A 24,220-nucleotide genomic window follows, 5' to 3' on the forward strand; every position below is an offset into this window, starting at 1 on the left:
ATGGTGGACTACTTTTTACGCCACCGGGCGGCCAGCTATTTAATGACCGTCGTGCTGCTGGCAGGCGGCGCGCTGGCATTTTTGGGTATGGGGCAACTGGAGTTCCCTGAATTCACCATTCGCAACGCGCTCGTGACCACTCAGTACCCGGGGGCAACGCCTGAAGAGGTCGAGCAGGAAGTCACCTCGACCCTTGAGCAGTCCATCCAGGAAATGTCATCGATCAAGCGCGTAAGCTCGGTCAGCTCAGATGGCCTCTCGCAGATCACCGTGGAGCTTGAAAGCACGGTGCAAAACGAAGAGCTCGAGCAGCTATGGGATTCGCTGCGCCGTAAAGTGGAAGATGCCCAGGGCCGTTTACCGCCAGGCGCCAGTGAATCGAACGTCAACGATGATTTTGGCGATGTGTTCGGCCTGATGGTCAACCTGACCGGTGAAGGCTACAGCATGCCCGACCTGGCCGACCATGCGGATTTTCTTAAGCGTGAGCTGGCGCTGGTGGAAGGCGTCGAAAAAGTATCGCTGGGCGGTGAGCACGAAGAGCGCATTTATATCGAAGTTGACCGCGAACGCCTGCGCGCGCTGAATATTCCGCTCACCCGCCTGCAACAGTTGCTCGACACGCAAAATGCGGTGGCCGATTCAGGCCACCTTCAGCAGGATGGCCGCCGCTTTCGCATCACGCCCACCGGCAGCGCGGCCGACATCGACGACCTGCGTGCGCTGAGTGTCAGTGAAGGCGAGGGCGAGCTGGTGCGGTTAAGCGATATCGCGGATGTATCGCGCGGGCTCGCGGAGCAACCACAGCAGCTCTACCGCGACATGGGACGGCCGGCGATTTCGCTCGGGGTCTCGTTTGAAAGCGGCGTGAACGTGGTTGAGGTCGGCGAGCGCTTGCAACAACGCCTTGCCGAGCTAGAGGAGCGCACCCCGCTGGGTATGGAGCTCAACGTGGTCTACGACCAGCCCCAGGTGGTCGATGAGGCGGTATCGGGCTTCCTGGTCAGCCTGATACAGGCGGTGGCTATCGTCATCGTGGTGCTGATGCTGTTCATGGGCTGGCGCAGCGGCCTGCTAATGGGCTTTATCCTGCTGATCACCATTATCGGCACCTTCATGATGATGCGCATCCACGGCCTGCAGCTGGAAAAGATCTCCCTGGGGGCGCTGATTATTGCCCTCGGTATGTTGGTGGACAACGCCATTGTGGTCACCGAAGGCATGCTGGTGGGCTTAAAGCGCGGCCACAGCATTCGCGCCTCGGCCCACCAGGTGATTCGCCAAAACGCCTGGCCGTTGCTGGCGGCCACGCTGATCGCGATTGCCGCCTTCGCCCCCATTGGCCTGTCGCCGGATACCACCGGCGAGTTTATCGGCTCGCTGTTTTTCGTGCTGCTTTACTCGTTGCTGCTGAGCTGGATCACCGCGCTGACGCTTACGCCTTTCTACTTCAAGCTGTTCTTTCGCAACGTGGCCCCCGGCGACGGCCAGGAAGATCCCTACAAAGGGGTCGTTTATCGGCTGTTCAGTCGCATCATTATCGTCGGCATTCGCTTTCGCTGGGTCACCATCGCCCTGGTGGTTGCCATCTTGATCGGTGCGGGTATCGGCTTTGGCTCGGTCAAAAACGCGTTTTTTCCCGCGTCGAACACGCCGATCTTTTTTGTCGATTACCGAACGCCCGAAGGCACGGACATTCTCGAAACTCAGCACCGTGTCAGCGAGCTTGAAGATAGCGTGATGGAGATGGACGGTGTCCGCCATTTGACCACCACCGTGGGCGGCGGGGCGCAGCGTTTTACCCTCACCTACTCGCCGGAAGATCGCTATGCCAGCTACGCGCAGTTGATCGTCGAAACCGATGATAAGGCCACCCAGCGCGAACGCATGGCCGAGGTGGAGAAGGTGCTAAAGCGCGACCATGGCGATATTGACTATAAAATCGCCCCGCTTGAAGTCGGCCCCGCGCCCAAGGCCAAGCTGGAAGCGCGCTTTTACGGCAGCGACCCCGAGGTGCTGCGCCAGCTTGGCGAACAGGCTGATGACATCTTCCGCGATACACCCAACATGACCAGCGTGCGCACCAGCTGGCGCAACCGGGTGCAGGCGATTGAACCGGCGTTTTTGGAAGACACCGCCCGGCGTTTGGGCGTTACCCGCCAAGACCTGGCGGATACGCTCGCCTTGAACACCAGCGGTAGCCAGGTGGGCGTTTATCGCGATGGTAGCGATTTGATCCCCATGGTGGCGCGGGCGATCCCCGGCCAGCGACACGACATCGATAACCTTGGCTCGCTGAACGTATGGAGCGAGGAGCGCGGGCGTTATATCAGCGCCGATCAGGTGATGGGTGACGTCACCACCCAGGTCGCCGACCCGCTGGTAATGCGCCGCAATCGCGAACGCATGCTGGCGGTATATGGCGAACCGGACCCGCTAAGCGGCGTCACGGCGGCCAGCGTATTGGCCGAGGTGCGCGACCGCGTGGAGGCCATTGAACTGCCCAGCGGGTATCATCTTGAGTGGGGTGGCGAGTACGAGACCGCCGGTGAGGCACAAAGCGGACTGTTTTCCTCGCTGCCGCTGGGGCTGGCGATGATGTTCATTATCACCGTGGTGCTGTTTAACAACTTCCGCCAGCCGCTGGCCATCTGGTCGCTGGTGCCGCTGACCATTATCGGCGTGGTGGGGGCGCTGCTGCTCACCGGCCTGCCGTTCTCGTTCATGGCGCTGCTCGGCACGCTAAGTTTGATTGGCATGGTGATCAAGAACGCCATCGTGCTGGTGGAGGAAATCAACGTACAACTGCCGCTGCATCAGGACCGCTACCACGCGGTGGTGCGCGCAGCGGTCAGCCGCGTAAGGCCTGTCGCCATGGCCGCGCTGACCACCATGTTGGGCATGATCCCGCTGATCAGCGATGCCTTCTTCGCCAGCATGGCGGTCGCGCTGATCGGGGGGCTTGGCGTCGCCACCTTGCTGACGCTAGTCGTGCTGCCGGTAGTCTACTGCGTGCTGTACCGGATCAAGATCCATGCGGATTAATAATCCCTAGACGCCTGTTTCATTACACCGCCTTGGCTAGCCCAGTCGAGGTGGTGTAATCCACCCGCAGAGCCTCAACCTCACGCCTTTGCTGTACCTTCATAACCATTTCTTACGCCCAAGCACTGAGCTTGGCGTAGACCCTGCTCGTAAATCTTAAAGTTGCTCCATGTAAAATTATTTAAAGCGATAACTCAGGTTAAGTTATTTAATTTTTTTCTTTTATTAATGTGAGTTTTTTAAGCTAACCGTTATTAAATAGTGCGTTAACCATAAATATTGTTAACTTAGACTAAAGTAGGTGTTTTTCAGGCCGATAATTTTTCTCGCTCACAAAAGCATGGCAATTTTAATGAATCTAAAATCGCTGGTCTGTCTCCAGCTAGGTTTTAAATTGCCACTAGCTAATATATCCAGCCTGGAGAAATACCACACGATGAACCGTCTACTTAGCAATGTTTCCGTCAAAATGGGGTTAACCCTCGTTCTCGGCATTTTCTCACTGTTAATTATCATTATCGCGTTTCTCGGTTATCAAGCAGGCGAAGAGGGTAGCTCGTCGCTTAGAGAAGTCGATCGTGGTGCAGATCAAATGCGTTCGGTCAATCGTGGACAACTGTCCATTGCGAACGCTCAACTTTTTTACGTGAATAGCTATGTTGCGGCTTATGAAGGTGATGCTCGCGCAGCGAGTGATTACCTGACTGAAGCACAGGAAATGCAGCAGCAGGCTCAGGAGTACTTTTCGCAATTTGAGTCAATCGCTATTCAGACGCCTCTTGTAGAAACGTTGATGACCAGTTTCCAGAGTTTGATAGAACAGGGAGTGAGGCCCCAGGAAGTGGCGTTGGCAGAAGGCGATGAGGAACAGTTTCGTAACTCAAGAGAAGCGGCCAGCGATTTAAATCAGCAGTTTATCGAGGCAAGCACTGCCTACAACGATTATATGGCGGACCAAAATGGGCTGATGGTTGTTGACTATGAAAGGGATATGCAGCTGATTGGCTATATCGATATCGCCGTGTTGATTTTTGCCGCGTTAATGGTGTTGTTTGTGCGTATTGCCATGGTTGGGTCGATTGTCAAACCGCTCAACGAAGCGGTTGCGCATTTTGAGCGTATTGCCCAAAACGACCTGTCGGGTAAGGTAAGAGACCGCGGACGTAACGAAATTGGCAAGCTGTTCAGTGCCATGCAGCATATGCAGAGCAATTTGGTTAAAACCGTGACGGAGGTGCGCAATAGCAGCGGTTCGATTCATATTGGCGCGCGGGAAATTGCTTCCGGCAACGCGGACCTCTCGTCACGCACCGAGCAGCAGGCGGCATCGCTGCAAGAGACAGCCGCGAGCATGGAGCAGTTAACGACGACGGTGAAACAGAATGCCGATAACGCCCGCCATGCGACGCAGCTGGCGCAGGATGCCTCCACCACGGCAAGCAGCGGCGGCGAGGTGGTGGAAAAGGTGATTACCACCATGCACGGCATCTCGGACAGCTCACAAAAAGTGTCGGATATTATCAGCGTTATTGATTCCATCGCCTTCCAGACCAATATCCTGGCGCTCAATGCCTCGGTAGAGGCAGCGCGAGCGGGCGAACAGGGGCGCGGTTTTGCGGTTGTAGCAAGCGAAGTGCGTAACTTGGCCAGTCGCAGTGCCGACGCCGCCAAAGAGATCAAGGCATTGATCGAGGCGTCATCGACCCAGGTAAAAGAAGGTTCCGTCCTGGTCGAGAGCGCAGGTAAAACCATGAGTGAAGTGGTCGCTTCCGTGCGGCGGGTGACCGATATTATGGATGAAATCTCGGCGGCGTCACAGGAGCAAAGCTCGGGCATTGAGCAGGTCAACCAGGCTGTCGCTCAGATGGACGAGGTCACCCAGCAGAATGCCGCGCTGGTCCAGGAGGCATCCTCGGCGGCCAGCTCCCTGGAAGAGCAGGCGGCACGACTTGAAAGTGTGGTGTCTGCTTTCCGCCTGGTGGAAGGCGAGAGCCGCACCCAGCATGCACCTCTGACCTCCCCCCAAACGCAGCCGGCGCTTTTGCGGCCCGCCACCCAAGGGGGTGGGAAGTCGAAAGCAGCGGCAAGCGCGGACCAAGAGTGGGAAGAGTTTTAAGGATCAATGCCGCAAGTTGTCTGATGAGCTCTTGGTTTAAGACGGCAGGCGCTGGATAACGATTCAGCGCCGACAAAAACGCCACCGCCCTCACTCTGTGGGGGCGGTGGCGTTTTGCAGGACATTAATCAAGAGGCCGCGCGGAAGGGGTTGCGCGGGTCGTCATCCCAGGCCAGGAAAGGCTTGCCGGTTTCCTGCGGCACCATGGTGATGCAGTTTTCCACCGGGCAGGTGATCTGGCAAAGGTTGCAGCCCACGCACTCTTCTTCGATCACTTCGTAGCGGCGCGCGCCGTCTTTTTCGGTGAGCTTGGCAATCGACTGGTGGGAGGTATCCTCGCAGGCGATATAGCAGCGGCCGCACTCGATACACAGGTCCTGGTCGATCTTGGCGATGGTCTTGAAGTTGATATCCAGATGTTTCCAGTCGGTGGTCTGGGGGATCGCCTTGCGCGAGAAAGCCTCGATCGAGTCGTAGCCTTTTTCCGCCATCCAGCGGGAAAGCCCGTCTTTCATCTCCTCCACGATGCGAAAACCGTTGAGCATCGCCGCGGTGCACACCTGCACGCTGCCCGCTCCCAGAGCGATAAACTCCGCCGCATCCCGCCAGGTGGATATGCCGCCAATACCGGAAATGGGCAGCGTGGGCGTCGCCGGGTCGCGGGCGATTTCCGCCACCATGTTCATGGCGATGGGTTTGACGGCGCTGCCGCAGTAGCCGCCGTGGGTGCTCTGGTGGCCGACGGTGGGCTTGGCGACCATGTTGTCCAGGTCGATGCTTGTGATCGAGTTAATGGTGTTGATCAGCGATACCGCGTCGGCGCCGCCGCGCAGCGCCGCCTGAGAACCCGCGCGGATATCGGTGATATTGGGCGTCAGCTTTACGATCACCGGTTTGGAGTAGTGCTTCTTGCACCAGTAGGTGACTTTCTCGATTAGGTCCGGGTTCTGACCCACCGCCGCGCCCATGCCGCGCTCCGGCATACCGTGGGGGCAGCCCAGATTGAGTTCGATGCCGTCCGCGCCGGTGGCTTCCACCAGGGGCAGGATATAGGCCCAGGCTTCCTCGTTGCAGGGCACCATGATGGAGACGATCAGGGCGCGGTCGGGCCAGTCCTTTTTCACCTGGGTGATTTCTTTCAGGTTGATCTCAAGCGAGCGGTCGGTAATCAGCTCGATGTTGTTAAAGCCGATCACCTCTCGGTTCTTGCCGTAGTGGGCCGAGTAGCGCGACGAGACGTTCACCGCTGGCGGTTCTTCGCCGAGGGTTTTCCACACCACGCCGCCCCAGCCCGCTTCATAAGCGCGCACCACGTTGTAGGCTTTGTCGGTGGGCGGGGCGGAGGCCAGCCAGAACGGGTTGGGGGCTTTAATACCGGCAAAGTTCACCGACAAGTCAATGCCATTGACCACGCTGGCGCCGCTGTCGTGCTTGCCCGGTGGGGTAAAGTTGAGGGTATTCATGCGGCCTCCTGCTTGGCGGTAAGCGCCTGATGAATGGCGTGGGCGGCCAGCTTGCCGTGCTGGACGGCCTGTACGGTGAGATCCTGACCGGGCTTGATGCAGTCACCGCCGGCGTAAACGTTAGGTAGCGAGGTGCGCAGCATGTCATCCACCTGGATGCGTTCGCCGTCACGGGCGAGCTCAGCAGCGGTAGCGTCGCTGAGACTTTCACCGTCAAAGCCCTGACCGATCGCCTTGAAGATGGCGTCGGCGGGAATCTCGAAGGTGTCGTCGGTGGTCGTCAATTGCCCCGCCTGTTCCCGGGTCTTGGCGAATCGCATACCCGCTACGCGTCCTTCTGAATCCAGCAGAATGTCATCGGGCTGCGCCCAGGTGATCATGCGCACGCCGTTGGCTTTGGCGATCTCCTGCTCATGATCGGTGGCGGACATCGACTCGACGCCGCGGCGGTAGACCAGCGTCACCTCGGTGGCGCCCAGGCGGGCCATTTGGGTGGCCATATCGATGGCGGTATTGCCTGCGCCAATCACGATGCAGCGCTTGGCGACTGCCAGGCTGCCCAGGTCGTCGGTTTGGCGCAGGGTCTTGATGTAGTCCACGGCGGGCATCAGGCCTGGTGCATCTTCCCCGGTGAGGCCCAAGGCGCGGCTGGCACCCAAGCCCAAGCCGAGGAATACGCTGTCGTACTGTTTGTGCAGATTAGCGAGTTCAAGGTTGTCGCCCAGGCGCTTCCCATACTGAATATCGATGCCGCCGATCTCAAGCAAAAACTCGACTTCCTTGCGGGCAAAGTCGTCGGTCATCTTGTAGCGGGCAATACCGTATTCGTTCAGCCCGCCAGGCTTTTGCTCGGCTTCAAAAATGGTCACCTGATGGCCCAGCATCGCCAGGCGATGCGCGCAGGAGAGCCCCGCTGGCCCGGCACCCACTACGGCCACATGACGGCCGGTGGTGGCCGCCCGTTTGAACGGGTGACCATCGAACTGCATATGGTCGGTGGCGTGGCGCTGCAGCAGGCCGATCAGCACCGGCTGGCACTCGGCATCGTGGTTGCGCACGCAGCTACGCTCGCAAAGAATTTCCGTCGGACACACCCGGGCGCAGCTGCCGCCCAGGATATTGGCTTCCAGGATGGTTTCCGCCGCGCCGTTGACGTTGTTTTCGCTGATCTGGCGAATGAAGCTCGGGATGTCGATCTCCGACGGGCAGGCCTCCACGCAGGGCGCATCGAAGCAGTAGAGACAGCGCTGACTTTCGATCATCGCCTGGCGATGGGTCAGCGGCGGGTGCAGGTCGCTAAAGTTGCTTGCCAGCGTATTCGGGTCGTAGGTGCCGACCTCTTTTGCGCTGGGTAGGTGGTTCAGTGGGCTAGTCACAGTAGAGCCTCCGCTGTTGTTATGGGCACAGCTGTTGGTCTTGGTCGTTCTTTATGGGTCAGCGCTTGACCGCCATCGGCGCATTCAGCTCGGCGCGTTTGGCCAACAGCTCGAAGACACCGGGGTAGGCGGGACGCTCCAGATAGCGGCCCGCACCGCGCTCGGCGCGAAGGTCGCCGTCGCGCCATACCCATTTGCCGCGGCTGACGGTATGGCGGGCGATACCGCGCACCGTCTTGCCTTCGAAGATGTTGAAGTCGACGTTCTGGTGGTGGGTCTTGGCGGAAATCGTCCGCGTGCCGTTGGGGTCCCACACCACAATATCGGCGTCGGCACCCACCTGAATGGCGCCCTTGCGCGGGTAAAGGTTGAAGATCTTGGCGGTGTTGGTCGACGTCAGGGCGACGAATTCCTGGGGCGACAGCTTGCCAGTGTTGACGCCTTCATCCCACAGTACGGCCAAGCGGTCCTCGACCCCGGCGGTGCCGTTGGGAATCTTGGTGAAGTCATCCTTGCCCGCGGCTTTCTGATCGGCGCAGAAACAGCAGTGGTCGGTGGCGGTGGTTTGCAGATTGCCCGACTGCAGGCCGTGCCAGAGCGCTTCCTGGTGGCCCTTGGGGCGGAAGGGCGGGCTCATTACGTGGGCGGCGGCGCGACCCCAGTCGGTATCCTGATAGACGCTGTCGTCGATCAGCAGGTGGCCGGCCAGGCATTCACCGTAAACCGGATGACCCTGCTGGCGGGCATAGGCAATTTCATCCACCGCATCCTTGGTGGAGACGTGCACCAGATAGATCGGCGCGCCCAGCGTGCTGGCAATACGGATCGCGCGGCTGGCGGCTTCGCCTTCCACCTGGGGCGGGCGCGAAAGCGGGTGGGCTTCAGGCCCGGTGAGGCCCTGGGCGAGCAGTTTCTGCTGCATGTGATAGACCAGCTCGCCGTTTTCGGCATGCACCGTCGGCACCGCACCCAATTCCAGGCAGCGCGAGAAGCTTTCCACCAGAATATCGTCGGTGGCCATGATGGCGCCCTTGTAGGCCATGAAATGTTTGAAGCTGTTCACGCCGTGTTCATGCACCAGGGTGCCCATTTCCTCCCGCACGCTATCGTCCCACCAGGTGATCGCCACGTGGAAGGCAAAGTCGGTGGCGGCTTTTTCCGCCCAGCCCTGCCAGGTCTCGAAGGCTTCCATCAATGACTGGCCCGGCTGCGGAATCACGAAATCGATAATCGAGGTCGTGCCGCCCGCCAGGGCCGCGGCGGTGCCGGTGTAGAAATCTTCGCTTGCCACGGTGCCCATGAAGGGCAGCTGCATGTGGGTGTGGGGGTCAATGCCGCCGGGCATCACCAGCTGGTCGCTGGCATCGATGGTTTCGCAGCCCGAGGGGACGTCCAAATCGGTGCCGATGGCGTGGATTTTGCCGTCCACACACAGCACGTCGGCGCGGTAGGTATCCGCGTGGGTGACGACGGTGCCGCCCTTGATCAATACGCTCATGGTTTGCTCCTGTTATGTTCTCTCGGCAGATGCACAAGCCGATCGCATCATTCTCCGTCGGTCAGGCGGGTATAGGTCTCGGGGCGGCGGTCGCGGAAGAACTGCCAGTTGTTGCGCACCTCACGCACCATGTCCAAATCGATCTCGTGGATCAGCAGTTCATCGTCGGTTTCGCTGGCCTGGGCCTCGATCTTGCCGCGCGGGTTGACGATATAGCTGGAGCCGTAAAAATTGCCGATATTCCAGGGGGCTTCTGTACCTACCCTGTTGATGGCGGCGATAAAGCAGCCGTTGGCCGCGGCGGAGGCAGGCTGTTCCAGCTCCCACAAGTATTGAGAAAGCCCGGCCACGGTAGCGGAAGGATTGAAAATTACCTCGGCGCCGTTGAGTGCCAGTGCCCGCCAGCCTTCGGGGAAGTGACGGTCGTAGCAGATATACACGCCGATCTTGCCGTAGGCAGTATCGAATACCGGCCAGTTGGATTTGCCCGGTTTGAAGAAGAATTTCTCCCAAAAGCCTGCAATCTGAGGGATATGCGTTTTGTGGTACTTGCCCAGATAGCTGCCGTCGGCATCGAACACCGCGGCGGTGTTGTAGTAAACGCCGGTCTCGGTTTCTTCATACACGGGGACGATAATCACCATACGGTGCTTGGCGGCCAGTTTTTGCATCATCTGGCAGGTCGGGCCTTCGGGTACCTTCTCAGCGGCGGCGTACCATTTGCCGTCCTGGCTGGGGCAAAAATACGGCTGGTTAAATACTTCCTGGAAGCACAGCACCTGTACGCCCTGAGCTGCCGCTTGCTCAATCATCGGCAGGTGCGCTTCGTTCATGGCGTCACGAATCGCCGTGGGTTCTAGGTCAGTGCTGGTTTTCAGGCCCATCTGGATAAGGCCAATTTTCATCTTCTGCATTAGAGACTCCCCCGTTATCAGTGTTAGCTCACGGCATTAGCATTCATTAATATTTAACTGATGGTGTAGAGATTTAAAGCTGACTATGAGGACAGCTTTTAAGAAAGTATCGTCAGGATGTGAGTTTTAGCAAGTCGGCTGGATGTTTTTTTAATAGATTGTTTAACTTGTTGAGTTAATTTGAATTTTTTATTTCCGAGAGGCGTTTTCACTAATGTGGTGATACGATGCACCTTTTTGATATTTTTAAATAACCTTTTTTAATCATACGCTTATATTTTATTTAGGAAGTTGCTAAGTGGTTTTTATGTTTAAAGTTGGTGCAAATATTTTTTTTGTTCTAGCCTTTTTGAGTCCACCGGGTGTTAGTTTGCCCAAAGGTCGCAAAGATGATGACAACAATAAAATTCTTGTCCTAGAAGACAGTTTTGATCAATAGGTTACATGTCATTAATGGCGTAGTCGGCATGCTTATTGCTTAAAAGCTCAGACCGTGAGTGTTTTCTGGGAACGGATGACTGAGGAGAGACCAATGACGAAAACAACCTCTCAGATGGTAGATCGAGCAGGGCTGATTGAATTGGATGTGGGGGATAATGTTCGCAATAGCTCGCGTTTTAACGAGGATATTGCGCCGACCCAAGCAAGCGAGCGAACGTGGACGAAATGGAATATTGCAGCACTGTGGGTAGGGATGGCCATCTGCGTGCCCACCTACACGCTGGGGGGCGTGTTAACCGCCTATTTTGGTTTGAGCGTGGGTGAGGCCTTGTTCGCTATATTCTTGGCGAATGTGATTGTATTGATTCCGTTAACGCTCAACGCCTTTCCGGGCACAAAATTCGGTATCCCCTTTCCCGTGGTGCTGCGCTCGTCGTTCGGGATTTTTGGCTCCAACGTCCCGTGTTTGGTGCGAGCGCTTGTCGGCTGTGGATGGTTCGGTATTCAAACGATGTTCGGCGGTTTGGCAATTCACCTGCTGCTATCGGAATTGATACCGGCGTGGGCCGCACTGGGCGGTGTCGGCGAAGTCATCGGTTTCTTTGTGTTTGGCGCGATGAACCTGTATGTGGTCATCCGTGGTGCAGAATCGATCAAATGGCTTGAGACATTTGCCGCTCCCTTATTGCTGGCGGTAGGTATCGGGCTGATGGTATGGGCGTGGCCACATACGTCAATGACCGAGTTGCTGGCGCAGCCGCCATCGCGCCCTGAAGGGGCGTCGGTGTATGGCTATTTCTTTGCCGGGTTAACTGCCATGGTAGGCTTTTGGGCCACGCTATCGCTGAATATTCCTGACTTCAGTCGCTTTGCCAAAAGCCAGAAAGACCAAATTGTCGGCCAGGTGATTGGGCTGCCGCTGACGATGTTTTTCTTTGCTGCGTTGGGCGTGGTGATGACCGCTGCCTCTGAAACCTTGGTAGGACAAACCGTGGCCGACCCCGTACGTCTGATCGGCTTTATCGATAATCCCTTCTGGGTAGTGTTGGCGATGCTGTTGATCATTATCGCCACCATTTCTACCAATACGGCTTCAAATATCGTCTCGCCCACCAATGATTTCCAGAATATTGCACCGAAGTTTATCGATCAGACTCGCGGCGTGCTGATGACCGGTGCGGTGGGGGTGCTGCTGATGGGCTACGACCTGTTGCAAAAAGCCGGGATCATTCCGCCGGGAGTATCGCTTGAACAGATGTACTCCAACTGGCTGCTGGGGTACTCAAGCCTGCTTGGGCCGATCGCCGGGATTATGGCGGTAGATTACTTCCTGATTAAAAAGCAGCGCCTGGATGTGCCCAGTCTGTATATGGATAACCATGCTTATCCGGCCGTCAATATCGCCGGCTTTATCGCGTTTGGCGTGCCCGTGGCGCTGACCTTAATAGCACTAACGACAGGTACGATGTACTGGTTCTACGATTACGGTTGGTTTACCGGTTCGGCGCTGGGGGCGATTGTTTACTATATCGCCAGCCAAGTGCTTTCTACGGTGCCGTCAGTTGGACCGTCGCCAGTAGCTGATAGGGAACCTACGGAGCAACTGCCCTAGACGATACGCTGCTGTTCGACCGTTCATCCCAACACCCGGCTATCTGTCGGGTGTTGTTATATGTGGAGGGATATTCGTGTTAAGGCGTATCGATAAAGCTTAAAAAGGCATCAACAACCCGATTGGGGCGGCGGTCACGGCGTGAAATGAGCGCAAAGGGAATACGGTAGTGTTGGCTTGTGCTATTCAGCGTTCGCATTTTGCCTGCTGAGACCCACTGCGCTGCCACATGCTCAGGGAGAAAACCAATAAAACGCCCGGTGAGAATCAAAAAAGCCGCGCCCTCGCGGTCAGAGGCAGAGGCGCGTAGGTTGAGTGCCTCGTGGGCTTGGCGTGCTGCAGCGGGTAGCGGATAGCGCGGCGATATCGCAGGATGGCGCGCAATGTCTGACAACCCTAGGCTGTCACTCTCCTCATTAAAAAGCGAGTGCCCAGACGCACAATACAAGTAAGAAGGCTCATCGTAGAGGTGCTGGGTGTCTAAGCTCGTGGGCAAATTGACTCCTGGCACTACGCCGACGTGCAAGTGGCCATCCATCACGCCGCGAATCACCGCGTCCGATGGCTCCATATGAATGTTCAGCGTGACATCGTGCTCCGGCGCGCTGAGTTTGGCCAGCGCATTGGTAACGTGCATCGCAGGCAGGGTCACCAAATTGTCGGTAATGCCGATGTTAAGTTCGCCTTTGATCGTTTGGTGCAGGGCGTTGACATCGCTTTTGAAGGTCTCAAGGGCGGAGAGGAGGGTAAGCCCTGCCTGATAAATTTCTTTACCTTCCTCGGTTAAGCTAAATCCCCCGCGTCCGCGCTGGCAGAGCGAAAAGCCTAGCCGTCCCTCCAAATCGTTCATATGCTGGCTAATCGCCGACCGGCTGATGCCCAGCGTGGTTTCTGCTGCCGTAAAGCCACCGCACTCCACTACTGTTCGAAAAATACGAATTAGGCGAATCTCATAATCGCTCATTTGACCAAGCGTTGGCATGGCAAGCTCTCATGGCTGTTAATCAGTTGATTTTATGATAAGAGAGTTGAAAAGGGCCGATATACTTTTCAAAAATAACCCTTCAATATCATCGACGTTTAGGCTTATGTTAAGGCGATTACATTTGTTTAATGCCACTTTATGACAAGGCGTCCGCGCAATGCCACAACCTGTTACTCCGTTATCGGCCGATTTGGCGAAAAAGTATCGCCAACAGCGCCATGGTGCGTTGACGCTTTACGGGGTAGCGCTTTTGCTGCTTCTAAGTATCTTCGCGTGGATACTCTACGAACAATATCGCCAAGAAATTCATGCCCTTGAAGCACGCAATGCCGCCCGAGCGGATGTCGTGGTCGAGTGGGCAAAAGGCGTCTTTGCGCAAAGTGACCAGGCATTATTGAGCATTGCAGAGCTGATCGAGCTTGAGGGTATGCCGACCCAAGGCGAATCTCAGGTGTTAATGCGTGCCTTACTCAACCGTAGCCGCTATGTGGATTGGATTGATGATATTGGTGTGATTGATGCCGAGGGCATTTTGCAAGCCAGCACAATTAGAACGGATATGGTAGGCCGCGATCTGAGCGATAGTGCCTTTTTTCAAGCCTTTCGCGACCAGCCGGAACGCACCAAGCTGGTGACGCCGCTCTACTTGGCCTCTCACGATGATCGTTACTTTCTCTATCAAGCGCGACGGTTAACACGCAGCAACGGTGAGTTTAATGGCATTGCAGTGGCGCGTATTTCCCCTGGGGTGTTCGAGCGTGCCTTGCAACGCCTGGGTATTGCGGAAGGTGAAAGCATTGCCCTGGTCGACGCTGAGCTTAAGCTGATCGCACGGTTGCCCGCGCTGGATGACCCCTTGCCATCCGGATGGCAAGTCGACAGCCCCGAAACCCTGACGATGATTGAGCGTGGCGACGAGAAGTGGTCGCTGCAATTAACCTCGCCGCTGGACCAGCGCGAGCGACTGTTTCAAATGCAGTGGATAGAAGCGCTGCCGCTGCTTGTGGTTGTCGGCGAAGACGTCCAACTGCAATTGGCCAGTTGGCGGCAACGAGCCGGCATACTGGCTGGTGTCATGGTGTTGATTGCCCTGTTGGGCGCTTGGGGGGTGCGCCATTATCTGAATCGGCTACGTTTTGAACATCGGTTGTCTCAAAGTGAAGCGGAACTGCGGATTTCTGCCACGGCGTTCCAGACCCACTTGGGCATGTTGATTGCCGATGACAAAGGGCGCATTTTGAAGGTTAACGAGACCTTCACGAGGATTACCGGCTACAGCGAAGACGATGTCGTGGGTAAGAGCACACGCATGCTCAACTCGGGTCGCCACGACGCCTCGTTTTACCGCAAGATATGGCGGCGAGTGCAGTCCACCGGCAGTTGGGAAGGAGAAATCTGGAACCGGCGCAAAAATGGCGATGTATTTCCCGAATGGTTGACCATTAGCGCCGTCTACGACCCGCAAGGCGCGCTGACCCATTACGTGGCGACCATGAGTGATATTAGTGAACGTAAAGCAGCAGAGCAGGAAATTCATCAACTGGCGTTTTACGACCCTCTCACCGGGCTTGCCAATCGCCGGCTGTTCATGGACCGCATGGAGGCCGCGCTTAAGGACGTCAACCGGTATGCGCACTGTGGTGCCTTGCTATTCATTGATATCGATAACTTCAAGCAAATCAACGACACTCTAGGCCATTTCGCCGGCGACCAGTTGCTACAGCACTTGGCACGCATAATGGGGCATATGCTGCGTGAAACCGATACCCTGGCGCGGCTGGGGGGAGACGAATTTGCCGTGCTAATCGAAGGATTGGGCAAAAATCGTGAGCATACCGCCGAGCTTGCCGAGAGTATTGCGCAAAAACTACAAGACGTGATTCAACAGCCAATTGCCGTTCAAGATGAAAGCCTAAGCGTGACGGCAAGCATTGGTATAACGGTGGTAAGTGATCATGCAAGCTCGGTAGACGATTATTTACAGCAGGCCGACATGGCGCTTTTTCAAGCCAAAAGTAGCGGCCGCAGTGCGCTGAGCTTTTTCGATCCCGCCATGCAAGCCGAACTGTTGGCACGAGTACGCTTGGAAAACGAGCTGCGCCAAGCGCTCGCTAATCAGGAGTGGCGACTGTACTACCAGCCTCAGGTCGACCAAGACGGTCGCTGCATAGGTGTCGAAGGGCTGTTGCGCTGGCAGCATTCGGAACGCGGACTGGTCATGCCCGACGAGTTTATTCCCCTACTGGAATCGACCGAACTGATTAACCCAGTGGGTGATTGGGTGCTCGAGGCTGCCTGTACGCAACTGGCGCAATGGGCCAGCCAGCCTGCGTTTGCCGAGCTGAGCGTGGCAGTTAACGTAAGCCCGCTGCAGTTCCAGCAGGCAGATTTTGTCGCCAAAGTGGAGGGCATATTGCAACGTACCGGCGCGCCTTGGCACAAGCTTAAGCTGGAGGTAACCGAATCTTTATTTGTCGAAGCGCGTGATGATGCCCGTGACAAGATGCAGCAGCTTAAACAGCGGGGTGTGCGTTTTGCGCTGGACGACTTCGGTACCGGTTACTCGTCGCTTGCGTATGTTGCGCAGTTGCCTCTCGATCAATTAAAAATCGATCAGTCCTTTGTAAAACAGGTAATTGACAGCAAGGCGAATGCCGCGATTGTGGAAAGCACCATTGCGCTGGCGCAAAGTCTGTCGCTTGAAATCATTGCCGAAGGCGTTGAGAGTGAAAAGCAGCAGGCGTGGCTGCTGACCCACGGGTGTCATACCTACCAAGGCTTTCTATATGGAAGGCCGATGCCGCTAGACGTGCTAGAGGCGTGGTTAAAAGGTGGACATTTGCCTTAAACTATCGAGGTATCCGCGAACGCGGCTATGAGGATGTCAGCGTCTGGCAGGTGCGAGGCTGACAACTCAGCTGCAATGACCTCCACACGTGAATCCTGCCGCCAGGCAGATGGCGTAACGCTCAGCGTGCCGCCCGCACGATTAAGCTGCCGCCAGCCATTATGAGTGTGAAATACCCCTTTAACACGAACATCCCCATGTAGCTCGCCAAGATAGGCCGCCAAGCGGTCAAGGTCGAAGCAATCGCTAGGGTGCCAGCGCAATCCAGTGCTGGTGTAACCCAGTGACGAGCCGGTTTCGCACTGTGGTTTGCCAGGCGCTGGCGGGAAGTCGAAAAAACCACCTTCCAAACTCGGTGGCGCAGATTGCGGCTGGTGGGCGTCCGGAGTGGTGCTGCTGCCCTGAGCGTGTCCGCCTTCCAGCAGGCGTGACAGCGGCAGATGGCCGTCGTGCACCTCATGGACCCACTTACGCGGTGGCCAGCGCTCGGCAATGAAGGCATGTGCCGCGCTGAGCTGTTCGGCGGTACATTGATTGCGCATGGTCAGAGCGACAGCGTCGGCAATTTCCAACTGGTCGCGGAAGGTCTCGTGGGCGACAACGCGGGGTTCATCCAGGCGGCGCGGGTCCAGGGTTGCGATAATATCGCGCACCTCCACGGTTCCCTGAAACGCCTCGCCGCGCAACAGGTCGACCAAACCGGCGGGGTGGCCAAGACCGGAAGGTTCGATGATCACCCGGTCGGGACGGCTGCGTGCCAGCAAATTGACCAGGGCGGCCTGGAGGACAAAGGCCAGCTGGCAGCATAGGCAGCCGCCGGGTAGGCCTTTCACTACCACGTCATCGCGGGTTTCAAACATCGCCTGGTCGATACCGATCTGGCCAAACTCGTTGACCAGAATCGCCCACTTTTCATCCACAGGCTTTTGTTCGATCAGGCTGTGGATAAGCGTGGTTTTTCCGCTTCCCAAAAAGCCGGTAATGATGTGCACCGGTACATTGGATAATTCTTGCAACATTAGCCGCCGGTCATGTTCATAAAGCGCACTACCTGCACATCGCCGTCGGTGGTGAAGTGGTGGCGCTCGGGTTTAAGCGGGAGGGCATTAATAATCGCGTCTTTCAGCGCCTGCATATTACCTGGGTGACGACGCAGTACCGCGCGTAAGTCCACCGAGTGCTCGTTACCCAGGCAAAGCAGCAATCGCCCTTCGACGGTGACGCGCACTCGGTTGCAGGTATCGCAGAAGTTATGGCTGTGCGGCGAAATAAAACCGATGCGACTGTTGCTGTCGGCCATGCGGAAGTAGCGCGATGGGCCGGGCGTTGTTTCCGGGGTGGCGATCAACGGGTAACGCGCTTCTATCAGCGCTTGAACGTCGTCGCTGGAGTAGAAGGTTTCCGCACGCGAGTGGTCGGAAACATCGCCTAGGGGCATTTCCTCGATAAAACTGATGTCCAGCGCTTCACGGCGGGCAAAGTCGACCAGATCCAGCACTTCATCGTCGTTGCGCCCTTTCAAAATGACCGCATTAAGCTTGATACGCTCAAAGCCTGCTTCTTGAGCGGCATGGATACCGTCGATCACTTTGTCCAGGTCGCCGGTCCGGGTGAGTTGCTTGAAGCGTTCCGCATCAAGTGAATCCAGGCTGATGTTAAGCCGCCGTAACCCGCCCGCGTACAGTTGCTTGGCATGCTTACGCAGGCTGGCGCCGTTGGTGGTCATCGTGAAGTCGTTAAGGCCCGGCATGGAGCCGATTTCATCAACCAGTTGGGTAATGTCACGGCGTACCAGGGGCTCACCGCCCGTCAGACGGATCTTCTCGACGCCTAGCTCGGTAAAGGCGCGGGCGACCATGGCCAGTTCTTCCAGCGTGAGAACCTGCGCGCGAGGAAGAAAAGTCATTTCCTCGCTCATGCAGTAAACGCAGCGGAAGTCGCAGCGATCGGTCACCGAGATACGCACATAGCTAATGCGGCGGCCAAAGTCGTCAATCAGTTGCTCGGTCATAGCCATTCCGTTAGTGGTTGTATGCTGACTACCTCGCCTGGTTGTACGCCGTCCTGGTCATCGGCGAGCTCAATCAAACAATTAGCTGCCACCATCGAGGTTAAAATACCCGACCCTTGGGCACCGGTGCTACGCACGTGTAGCTGTCCATTCCTATCACTATGGTAGACCCCACGAATAAAGTCTGTCCGTTGAAAGCGGCTTTTCAATGTTTCGTCGGCAATCGCCTGGAGGCGGCGGGGGGGGTGAATCGGCTGCCCTTGAAGCCGCTGTAACAGCGGTACGACAAATTGTAGAAAGGTTACCATGACCGCCACGGGATTGCCGGGCAAGCCGACGAAAGGCGTGCGTGATGCACCCAGCCAGCCGCAAGCCATGGGGCGTCCCGGTCGCAAAGCCACCCGCCAGAAGGCCAGCCGCCCCAGTTTTTCCAGTGCGGCGCGGGTAAAATCCGCATGGCCCACCGATACGCCGCCGCTGGAAATCACCAGGTCACTTCTCGCCGCGGCGTCTGCCAGCGTCTCCGTCAATGCGTTGAAGTCGTCCGGCAGAATGCCCAGGTCGACGACGTCGGCACCGTGCTCGTTGAGTAGCCCGGCCAGCGTAAAGCGGTTGGCGTCGTAAATACCGTCACCAGGCAAGGCATCGCCAGGCGCGGTGACTTCATTACCGGTCGAAAAAACTGCCACTTTTGGACGTTGGTAAACGGACACCTCAGCCCATCCCAGTGACGCTATCAGTCCCAGGGCGGCGGCGTCCAATCGCGTGCCTGCGGGCAGAGCAATGCTGCCTTTGGTAATGTCCTCGCCTGCTTGGCGCACGTTTTGGCCGCGTTTGACGCGCTCGGGGGCGTCAATCACCACGCGGCTTCCATGCTCGCTCAGCTGCTCGCGCATGATCACCGTGTCGGTCCCCGGCGGCAGCGGGGCGCCGGTGGTAATGCGCACGCACTGTCCGCTGGCAACGCGGCCTTCGAAGGCCTGCCCGGCAAAGGCATCGCCAACCAAGGCCCAGTCGGTTGGCGCGTCCTGTGTCCAGGCCAGCGCCACGCCGTCCATCGCGGCGTTGGTATTCTGCGGCACGTTGATGGCCGCCGTGATGGCCTCGGCCAGCCGTCGACCATGGGCCTCGGCCAGTGCCACCTGCTCGCTACCCACGGGGCGTTCGACCAGCGTGGCCAGCGCCGTCCGCGCTTCCTCCACGCTGAGCATCTGTTCGCCGAGTTCAAAGCAGGACAGGGTCATGGCGTCGCCGGTTTTGTCTTGGGGGCTAAAGCGGCTTCCAGGCGGAATTTCTCTTCCTCGGTGTTGAGATTGGCAAAGGCGTCCGGGCAGTCCGACATATCCACCTTGCACCACGCGTGGCGGGCGTACCAACGGTCGATCTTGCGCTCGCCTTCGCCAAGCGTCGCGGCGAGATCATCGGCAAGCGCAGTGCGTAGCAAGGCCACCACGGGGTGAAGGCGCTCGCCGTCGAAGGCAACGCCGATATCATGCTCGCCAATGCCCGCGACCATGCGTGCCACCAGGTCGTCGGGCAGGGCGGGTGAGTCGCAGGGAGCGACCAGCAGCCAGGGTGTTTTGGCGGCGCGAAAGCCGCTGTAGATGCCCATCAGTGGCCCTTTGAAGCCACTTTCGGCGTCGGCAATGACGCTGTCGGCAAACATCCTATAAGCATCGGCGTTGCGATTGGCGTTGATCAGTAACTCGGCCACGCGTCCGTTAAAGCGCTGGGCCACGTGGGCCACCAGCGGCAGCCCGGCGAAGGGCTCGAGGCCTTTGTCGCGGCCACCCATACGGCGGCCTTCGCCGCCAGCGAGAATCATGCCGGTTAGGTCATGGGTGGGAATCATGTGCGCGCCTCTTGATGGGCCGCGCGAGCGCGGGGCGGGCGCGGCGGAATGGCATCCAGGGTGAGTCGGCCTGCGGCATTGATGGCCTGAAAGTGCTTACCCTTGGCGCGGGCAATCAGCATGACGCCAAAACGCTCGGCCAGCTCGACGCCTTTCTGGGTGACGCCCGAGCGCGACACCAGCACGCTGATGCCCATTTGGGCGACTTTAAGCACCATTTCCGACGTTAAACGCCCGGTGGTGTAAAAAATATCGGCATCGGCGCTATCTGCCTGCTGCAACCATTGGCGGCCCGCCAGCGTGTCCACGGCGTTATGCCGCCCCACATCTTCAACGAAATCCAGCACGTCGCTTTGACGACATAGCGCGCAGCCATGCACCGCCCCGGCACTGCGGTAAGTTTCATTATAGGCGTTGAGGTTTTTCAGCAGTTGATAAAGCGTTGTCTGGTTCAGACGGGTATCGGGCAATGCGGTCAGGTCGGTCTGGTCGAGCAGCTTGCCGAACACCGTGCCCTGGCCGCAGCCGGTGGTCACGGTGCGCGTGCTCAGGCGCACTTCCAGATCCTCGGGCAGATGGTCGGTAACCACCACGGCGGCTTCCACCTCCCAGTCGACCTGAACGACGGACAGGTCGGCGGCGGCGCGCAGCAGCCCCTGGTTGCGCAAGTAGCCAACCACCAGCGCTTCCGGGTCGTCGCCCAGCGTCATCAGCGTGACGATTTCACGCTTGTTGAGATAAACGGTCAAGGCCCGCTCAGCAGCGATGGCCTGCCGACGGGTATCACCAAATTCGTCTACCACGTCTATCTCGGTGGTGGCCGGTAAGCGGGCTCGGCTTAACTCCAGGGCGGGCATCCGCGATCCTCATGGTGCGTACAACGTTTGAGTTGACGATGATGGCGCTCGAAAGGCTTACTTGTCTACCCGAACCTGTCTTTCCAAATAACGCATAAGGGCTAATGTGATGACCGATAATCTCCGCCCGCTAAGCATTACGCTGGTCGCCGAGACCAAGCATATTAACCGTTTTAGCCAAACGCAGTGGCGTATCGGTGAACTGACGCTAGGCGAGCAAGGCCCGTATGTGTTGTTTTTGCAGTTGTCCATGACCGAGCGGTCGGCATACCGCTTCAACCTGACCGCCGCCACGCCACGGCTATTTGTGCGCGCCGGATTTACCGGCCAAGCGCCTGAGCCTGCCGCTATTACGGCGAGTCAAGATGTCGCAGCCGGTTGGATGGACGGTGAGCAGCAGGTGCTGGAAGTGGCGATGCCGATGGCAATCCAGATATGGATCGAAAGCTACCTGGCTCGCCATGGCGAAGCGCCGATGGAAATACGCAAGAAGAAACGCAAAGGGGCAGGGCGCGCTAAAGAAACGCCCACCCAGGAGAAACCACAATGAGTCGTTTAGAGCGCTGGTCACGCATCAAACGGGGGATCGAGCCTGACGATCCGGCTCCGGACGCAAAGCGCGATGAGCCAACGCAGCGCGATGCTCCGTCGTCGCCATCGTCAGACGAACCGCAGCCTTCGCAAGAGCCCTCCTTGGAAGACGCGCTTGAAAGCCGCAACAGCGACGATGCCGACGAGTCTGACGCGCCAGCCAAAGCGCCACCGCCTCCAGGAAGCCTGGATGATACGTTGCCTGATCCTGAAACACTGGTCGCTGGCAGCGACTTCAGTGGCTATATGGTGCCCGGCGTAAGTGCAGCGCTGAGACGGCGGGCGTTGAAGCGTCTGTGGTCGACAGGCAACTACAACGTGCGCGATGGGTTGGACGACTACGACCTGGATTACCGCCAGCAGTTGAAGCCCATGGCGTCGGAGCTGGCGGGCAAGCTACGTCGTTGGGTTAAAAAAGCCGATGATAGCCTGGACAAAGCTGCCGAGGAAACACCTGTAAACGAACCAGCCGCGTCTACGGTAGCCGAGAACGAGACCCTGCCGTCAGAGGCCAGCGATGGAACAGCTGCCGCTACGTCAACGAATGAGCAGAAGGCGACACTAGACGACCAGTCTGATAACGCTCAGACCAAAGCATAAGGATAGGCGTTAGCCTAGTAGAAACAAGATGTTGTGGTGGTAGCGGGATAACAGCGTTGAAAGTGCCGGGTGCAAATGCCTTGGCAAAACCTGCTCAGTCACCATACGCTTATGAACATGAGTAACGGGGCGATCAAATGAGGACTGATCGGCTAAGCAAGTGCTAGGTATTGGCACAGCCGTTATGCCACAATAGTAAAAAAGTATGATCAACTATTATAAAAAAATGATCCTCTGACCGTGAGAATGCATGAACCAACGAATCCAGCTGGCGTCGCTAGACGACCAGCGTAACGCTGAAGCCAGAGAAGCGGTACGCCAACGCATCTCGTGGCCAGCGAACTTAACGCCAGCCAACGTGACCTATCATAGCCGAGGTCATGCGATGGTGATTGGCTCAGCTAGCGACGCTGAGCAAGCGGGTCGTGCTCTTCAGAACAGCGGGCTTGCCTCAATCACATTGCTGATGGCTAATGCCGACGACCCGGCAACGCAATCGCCAGAGGCGTCGCCGCAAACTGAAACGCCGCTAGACACATCTCCACAGGGCCACGCCCAACCGCTCGTTCGCCATGTAATGACCCCCGGCCAGATCACTGCGTTACGTATTTCAGGTCACCTGGGTGCATTTGATGTTCAGCTCGATGACGATGTTGAGGCTCCGCTCAATCTGGCCCGGGCGTTTATCGATCGTGACCACTTCGACGTGGTGTTGGATCTGAATGCCAATCCGGTGATGGCTGCCGAGCTGCCGCCCCCCGGCTACGTGCTCCTCGACTGGACGGACGTCGACCGCCGCCGCGACGCGGTGGATGCGGTCGCTGAGCTGGTCGGCGAGTTCGACAAGCCGCGTTATTTCCAGGTCAACAGCGATCTCTGCGCGCATTCCTCCAGCGGCAACACCGGCTGCACCCGCTGCCTGGACGTGTGTCCCGCCGATGCTATTAGCAGCCACCAGGGCCGCATTGAATCGCAGATCGAGATCGATCCCTACCTTTGCCAGGGTGTGGGCAGCTGTACCAGCGCCTGCCCCACCGGTGCCATTGAGTTTCGCTTGCCTGACACGCGCCGTCAGCAGGACACGCTGTCCACGTGGCTTGCTGCCTACCGCGAGGCGGGTGGCCAGGCGCCTGTGCTGCGCTTTATCACCCACGACTCGCAGGACGCTGAACAGGCGGCCGGCGTCACGCCCGCCGGGCACGTGTTAGATATCCCTTTAGAAGAGCTTGGGGCGGCCGGGCATGACCAGTGGCTGACCGCTCTGGCCAGCGGCGCTGCCGAAGTGCGCATTCAGCAGCATGCCGATATGCCCGCCCGGCTGAGTGCCTTTTTGGCTGACCAGGTGCGCCAGGCCCAGACGTTGTTGACCGCCTTGGGGCACGACCCTGATCGCGTGCAACTGCTGGCCGACGACGATGCTCAGGCACGCGACGCGTTGCCCATGCTGACGCCGTTGACCGACCAGCCGCTGGCGCTGAACGAGCCCAATAAGCGCGCCCGTCTGAATATCGTGTTGGCACGCCTGGCCGAACTGGGTGCGCCTAGCGGTCAGCGCCACGCCATGCCGCAAGGCGCGGCGTACGGGAGCATTCAGGTCGACAGTGACGCCTGTACGCTGTGCCATGCCTGTGTCAGTAACTGCCCGACGCCGGCGCTTTCCTCCGGTGGCAAAGCGCCTTCGCTGAACTTCCGCGAAGCGGATTGTGTGCAGTGTGGGCTCTGCGAGCAGGCCTGCCCTGAAGATGCCATTACGCTGATGCCGGGCTTTTTGGCCGCTGACGAGCGTGAAACGCTTCAGGTGTGTCACGAAGAAGCGCCCTTCGAGTGCATCGGCTGCGGCAAACCGTTCGCCACGGCAAGCACGGTCGCTAACATCAAGGCCAAGTTGGCCGATCACCCCTATTTTGCAGGCGATGCCATGCTGCGCCTGGAAATGTGTGAGGACTGCCGGGTGAAAGACGTGTGGAAAACCATGATCCGTGATCCTGACGCCCAGTTGAGGATATAAGCC

General features: G+C 57.9%; 17 protein-coding genes. 7 read left to right on the forward strand and 10 right to left on the reverse strand.

Annotated features, from left to right (window positions below; all coding sequences use genetic code 11):
- The gene (locus tag GA0071314_RS02175) at positions 1–3,045 is read left to right on the forward strand and encodes an efflux RND transporter permease subunit (protein ID WP_074395103.1); all 3,045 of its coding nucleotides are present in this window, start codon (positions 1–3) and stop codon (positions 3,043–3,045) included.
- 436 nt (positions 3,046–3,481) lie between these two features.
- Positions 3,482–5,161 (forward strand): methyl-accepting chemotaxis protein, encoded by a 1,680-nt coding sequence (locus tag GA0071314_RS02180; protein WP_074395104.1) that lies wholly within the window; start codon positions 3,482–3,484, stop codon positions 5,159–5,161.
- Between the two features lie 128 nt (positions 5,162–5,289).
- On the opposite strand, the gene preA is transcribed toward GA0071314_RS02180, so the two are convergent.
- From preA to GA0071314_RS02200, 4 genes are read right to left on the reverse strand one after another with little or no spacing between them, the layout of a single operon-like run.
- Entirely contained in the window at positions 5,290–6,624 is a 1,335-nt protein-coding gene (preA, locus tag GA0071314_RS02185; RefSeq protein WP_074395105.1) for an NAD-dependent dihydropyrimidine dehydrogenase subunit PreA, read from the reverse strand.
- Complete coding sequence (locus GA0071314_RS02190; protein ID WP_074395106.1) at positions 6,621–8,000, reverse strand: NAD(P)-dependent oxidoreductase; 1,380 nt, start codon at positions 7,998–8,000, stop codon at positions 6,621–6,623. Before GA0071314_RS02190 ends, preA begins: the two co-directional genes overlap by 4 nt.
- Before the next feature lie 58 nt (positions 8,001–8,058).
- On the reverse strand, positions 8,059–9,498 hold the full coding sequence (gene hydA, locus GA0071314_RS02195; protein WP_074395107.1) for a dihydropyrimidinase: 1,440 nt from the start codon (positions 9,496–9,498) through the stop codon (positions 8,059–8,061).
- Positions 9,499–9,545: 47 nt separating this feature from the next.
- Positions 9,546–10,412 carry a nitrilase-related carbon-nitrogen hydrolase gene (locus tag GA0071314_RS02200; RefSeq protein WP_074395108.1) on the reverse strand — a complete coding sequence of 289 codons (867 nt, stop codon included), beginning with the start codon at positions 10,410–10,412 and terminating at the stop codon, positions 9,546–9,548.
- A gap of 532 nt (positions 10,413–10,944) precedes the next feature.
- Here GA0071314_RS02200 and GA0071314_RS02205 point away from each other — a divergent pair.
- Positions 10,945–12,465 carry an NCS1 family nucleobase:cation symporter-1 gene (locus GA0071314_RS02205; RefSeq protein ID WP_074395109.1) on the forward strand — a complete coding sequence of 507 codons (1,521 nt, stop codon included), beginning with the start codon at positions 10,945–10,947 and terminating at the stop codon, positions 12,463–12,465.
- A 79-nt stretch (positions 12,466–12,544) separates the two neighbouring features.
- Here GA0071314_RS02205 and GA0071314_RS02210 read toward each other — a convergent pair whose 3' ends face one another.
- On the reverse strand, positions 12,545–13,447 hold the full coding sequence (locus tag GA0071314_RS02210; protein WP_074395110.1) for a LysR family transcriptional regulator: 903 nt from the start codon (positions 13,445–13,447) through the stop codon (positions 12,545–12,547).
- Positions 13,448–13,607: 160 nt separating this feature from the next.
- Between GA0071314_RS02210 and GA0071314_RS02215 the strand changes: the two genes are divergently transcribed.
- On the forward strand, positions 13,608–16,298 hold the full coding sequence (locus GA0071314_RS02215; RefSeq protein WP_074395111.1) for a bifunctional diguanylate cyclase/phosphodiesterase: 2,691 nt from the start codon (positions 13,608–13,610) through the stop codon (positions 16,296–16,298).
- Here the strand turns inward: GA0071314_RS02215 and GA0071314_RS02220 are convergent.
- The 5 genes from GA0071314_RS02220 to GA0071314_RS02240 are packed head-to-tail and all read right to left on the reverse strand — an operon-like array spanning position 16,295 to position 21,018.
- Positions 16,295–17,317: a CobW family GTP-binding protein gene (locus tag GA0071314_RS02220; RefSeq protein ID WP_074395112.1), complete on the reverse strand. Its 1,023-nt coding sequence runs from the start codon at positions 17,315–17,317 to the stop codon at positions 16,295–16,297. The two genes, GA0071314_RS02215 and GA0071314_RS02220, sit on opposite strands and share 4 nt — an antisense overlap.
- On the reverse strand, positions 17,317–18,309 hold the full coding sequence (moaA, locus tag GA0071314_RS02225; RefSeq protein ID WP_074395113.1) for a GTP 3',8-cyclase MoaA: 993 nt from the start codon (positions 18,307–18,309) through the stop codon (positions 17,317–17,319). The genes GA0071314_RS02220 and moaA overlap by 1 nt, the downstream gene beginning before the upstream one ends.
- Positions 18,306–19,553: a molybdopterin molybdotransferase MoeA gene (gene moeA / locus GA0071314_RS02230; protein ID WP_074395114.1), complete on the reverse strand. Its 1,248-nt coding sequence runs from the start codon at positions 19,551–19,553 to the stop codon at positions 18,306–18,308. Before moeA ends, moaA begins: the two co-directional genes overlap by 4 nt.
- Positions 19,550–20,161: a molybdenum cofactor guanylyltransferase MobA gene (gene mobA, locus GA0071314_RS02235; protein WP_074395115.1), complete on the reverse strand. Its 612-nt coding sequence runs from the start codon at positions 20,159–20,161 to the stop codon at positions 19,550–19,552. Before mobA ends, moeA begins: the two co-directional genes overlap by 4 nt.
- Positions 20,158–21,018, reverse strand: a complete 861-nt coding sequence (locus GA0071314_RS02240; RefSeq protein ID WP_074395116.1) for a formate dehydrogenase accessory sulfurtransferase FdhD — start codon at positions 21,016–21,018, stop codon at positions 20,158–20,160. The genes mobA and GA0071314_RS02240 overlap by 4 nt, the downstream gene beginning before the upstream one ends.
- Positions 21,019–21,127: 109 nt before the next feature.
- Here GA0071314_RS02240 and GA0071314_RS02245 point away from each other — a divergent pair, with 109 nt between their 5' ends.
- The 3 genes from GA0071314_RS02245 to GA0071314_RS02255 all read left to right on the forward strand — a co-directional run bounded on the left by GA0071314_RS02245 (position 21,128) and on the right by GA0071314_RS02255 (position 24,217).
- Positions 21,128–21,568 carry a DUF3305 domain-containing protein gene (locus GA0071314_RS02245; protein ID WP_074395117.1) on the forward strand — a complete coding sequence of 147 codons (441 nt, stop codon included), beginning with the start codon at positions 21,128–21,130 and terminating at the stop codon, positions 21,566–21,568.
- A complete protein-coding gene (locus GA0071314_RS02250; protein WP_074395118.1) occupies positions 21,565–22,209 on the forward strand; it encodes a DUF3306 domain-containing protein in 645 nt (214 codons plus the stop codon). Before GA0071314_RS02245 ends, GA0071314_RS02250 begins: the two co-directional genes overlap by 4 nt.
- Positions 22,210–22,459: 250 nt before the next feature.
- Positions 22,460–24,217: a 4Fe-4S dicluster domain-containing protein gene (locus tag GA0071314_RS02255; protein WP_074395119.1), complete on the forward strand. Its 1,758-nt coding sequence runs from the start codon at positions 22,460–22,462 to the stop codon at positions 24,215–24,217.
- Positions 24,218–24,220: the final 3 nt, after the last annotated feature.

Source organism: Halomonas sp. HL-93 (genome assembly GCF_900086985.1).
GTDB lineage: Bacteria > Pseudomonadota > Gammaproteobacteria > Pseudomonadales > Halomonadaceae > Vreelandella.

Excerpts from the sequence above, each read along its gene's own strand:
- preA (WP_074395105.1), bottom strand. The coding sequence starts at position 6,624 with ATGAATACCCTCAACTTTACCCCACCGGGCAAGCACGACAGCGGCGCC.
- moaA (WP_074395113.1), bottom strand. The coding sequence starts at position 18,309 with ATGACCGAGCAACTGATTGACGACTTTGGCCGCCGCATTAGCTATGTG.
- GA0071314_RS02215 (WP_074395111.1), top strand. The coding sequence starts at position 13,608 with ATGCCACAACCTGTTACTCCGTTATCGGCCGATTTGGCGAAAAAGTAT.
- GA0071314_RS02240 (WP_074395116.1), bottom strand. The coding sequence starts at position 21,018 with ATGCCCGCCCTGGAGTTAAGCCGAGCCCGCTTACCGGCCACCACCGAG.
- GA0071314_RS02245 (WP_074395117.1), top strand. The coding sequence starts at position 21,128 with ATGACCGATAATCTCCGCCCGCTAAGCATTACGCTGGTCGCCGAGACC.
- GA0071314_RS02255 (WP_074395119.1), top strand. The coding sequence starts at position 22,460 with ATGAACCAACGAATCCAGCTGGCGTCGCTAGACGACCAGCGTAACGCT.
- hydA (WP_074395107.1), bottom strand. The coding sequence starts at position 9,498 with ATGAGCGTATTGATCAAGGGCGGCACCGTCGTCACCCACGCGGATACC.
- GA0071314_RS02220 (WP_074395112.1), bottom strand. The coding sequence starts at position 17,317 with ATGTTGCAAGAATTATCCAATGTACCGGTGCACATCATTACCGGCTTT.
- mobA (WP_074395115.1), bottom strand. The coding sequence starts at position 20,161 with ATGATTCCCACCCATGACCTAACCGGCATGATTCTCGCTGGCGGCGAA.
- GA0071314_RS02250 (WP_074395118.1), top strand. The coding sequence starts at position 21,565 with ATGAGTCGTTTAGAGCGCTGGTCACGCATCAAACGGGGGATCGAGCCT.
- GA0071314_RS02180 (WP_074395104.1), top strand. The coding sequence starts at position 3,482 with ATGAACCGTCTACTTAGCAATGTTTCCGTCAAAATGGGGTTAACCCTC.
- GA0071314_RS02205 (WP_074395109.1), top strand. The coding sequence starts at position 10,945 with ATGACGAAAACAACCTCTCAGATGGTAGATCGAGCAGGGCTGATTGAA.
- GA0071314_RS02210 (WP_074395110.1), bottom strand. The coding sequence starts at position 13,447 with ATGCCAACGCTTGGTCAAATGAGCGATTATGAGATTCGCCTAATTCGT.
- moeA (WP_074395114.1), bottom strand. The coding sequence starts at position 19,553 with ATGACCCTGTCCTGCTTTGAACTCGGCGAACAGATGCTCAGCGTGGAG.
- GA0071314_RS02175 (WP_074395103.1), top strand. The coding sequence starts at position 1 with ATGGTGGACTACTTTTTACGCCACCGGGCGGCCAGCTATTTAATGACC.
- GA0071314_RS02200 (WP_074395108.1), bottom strand. The coding sequence starts at position 10,412 with ATGCAGAAGATGAAAATTGGCCTTATCCAGATGGGCCTGAAAACCAGC.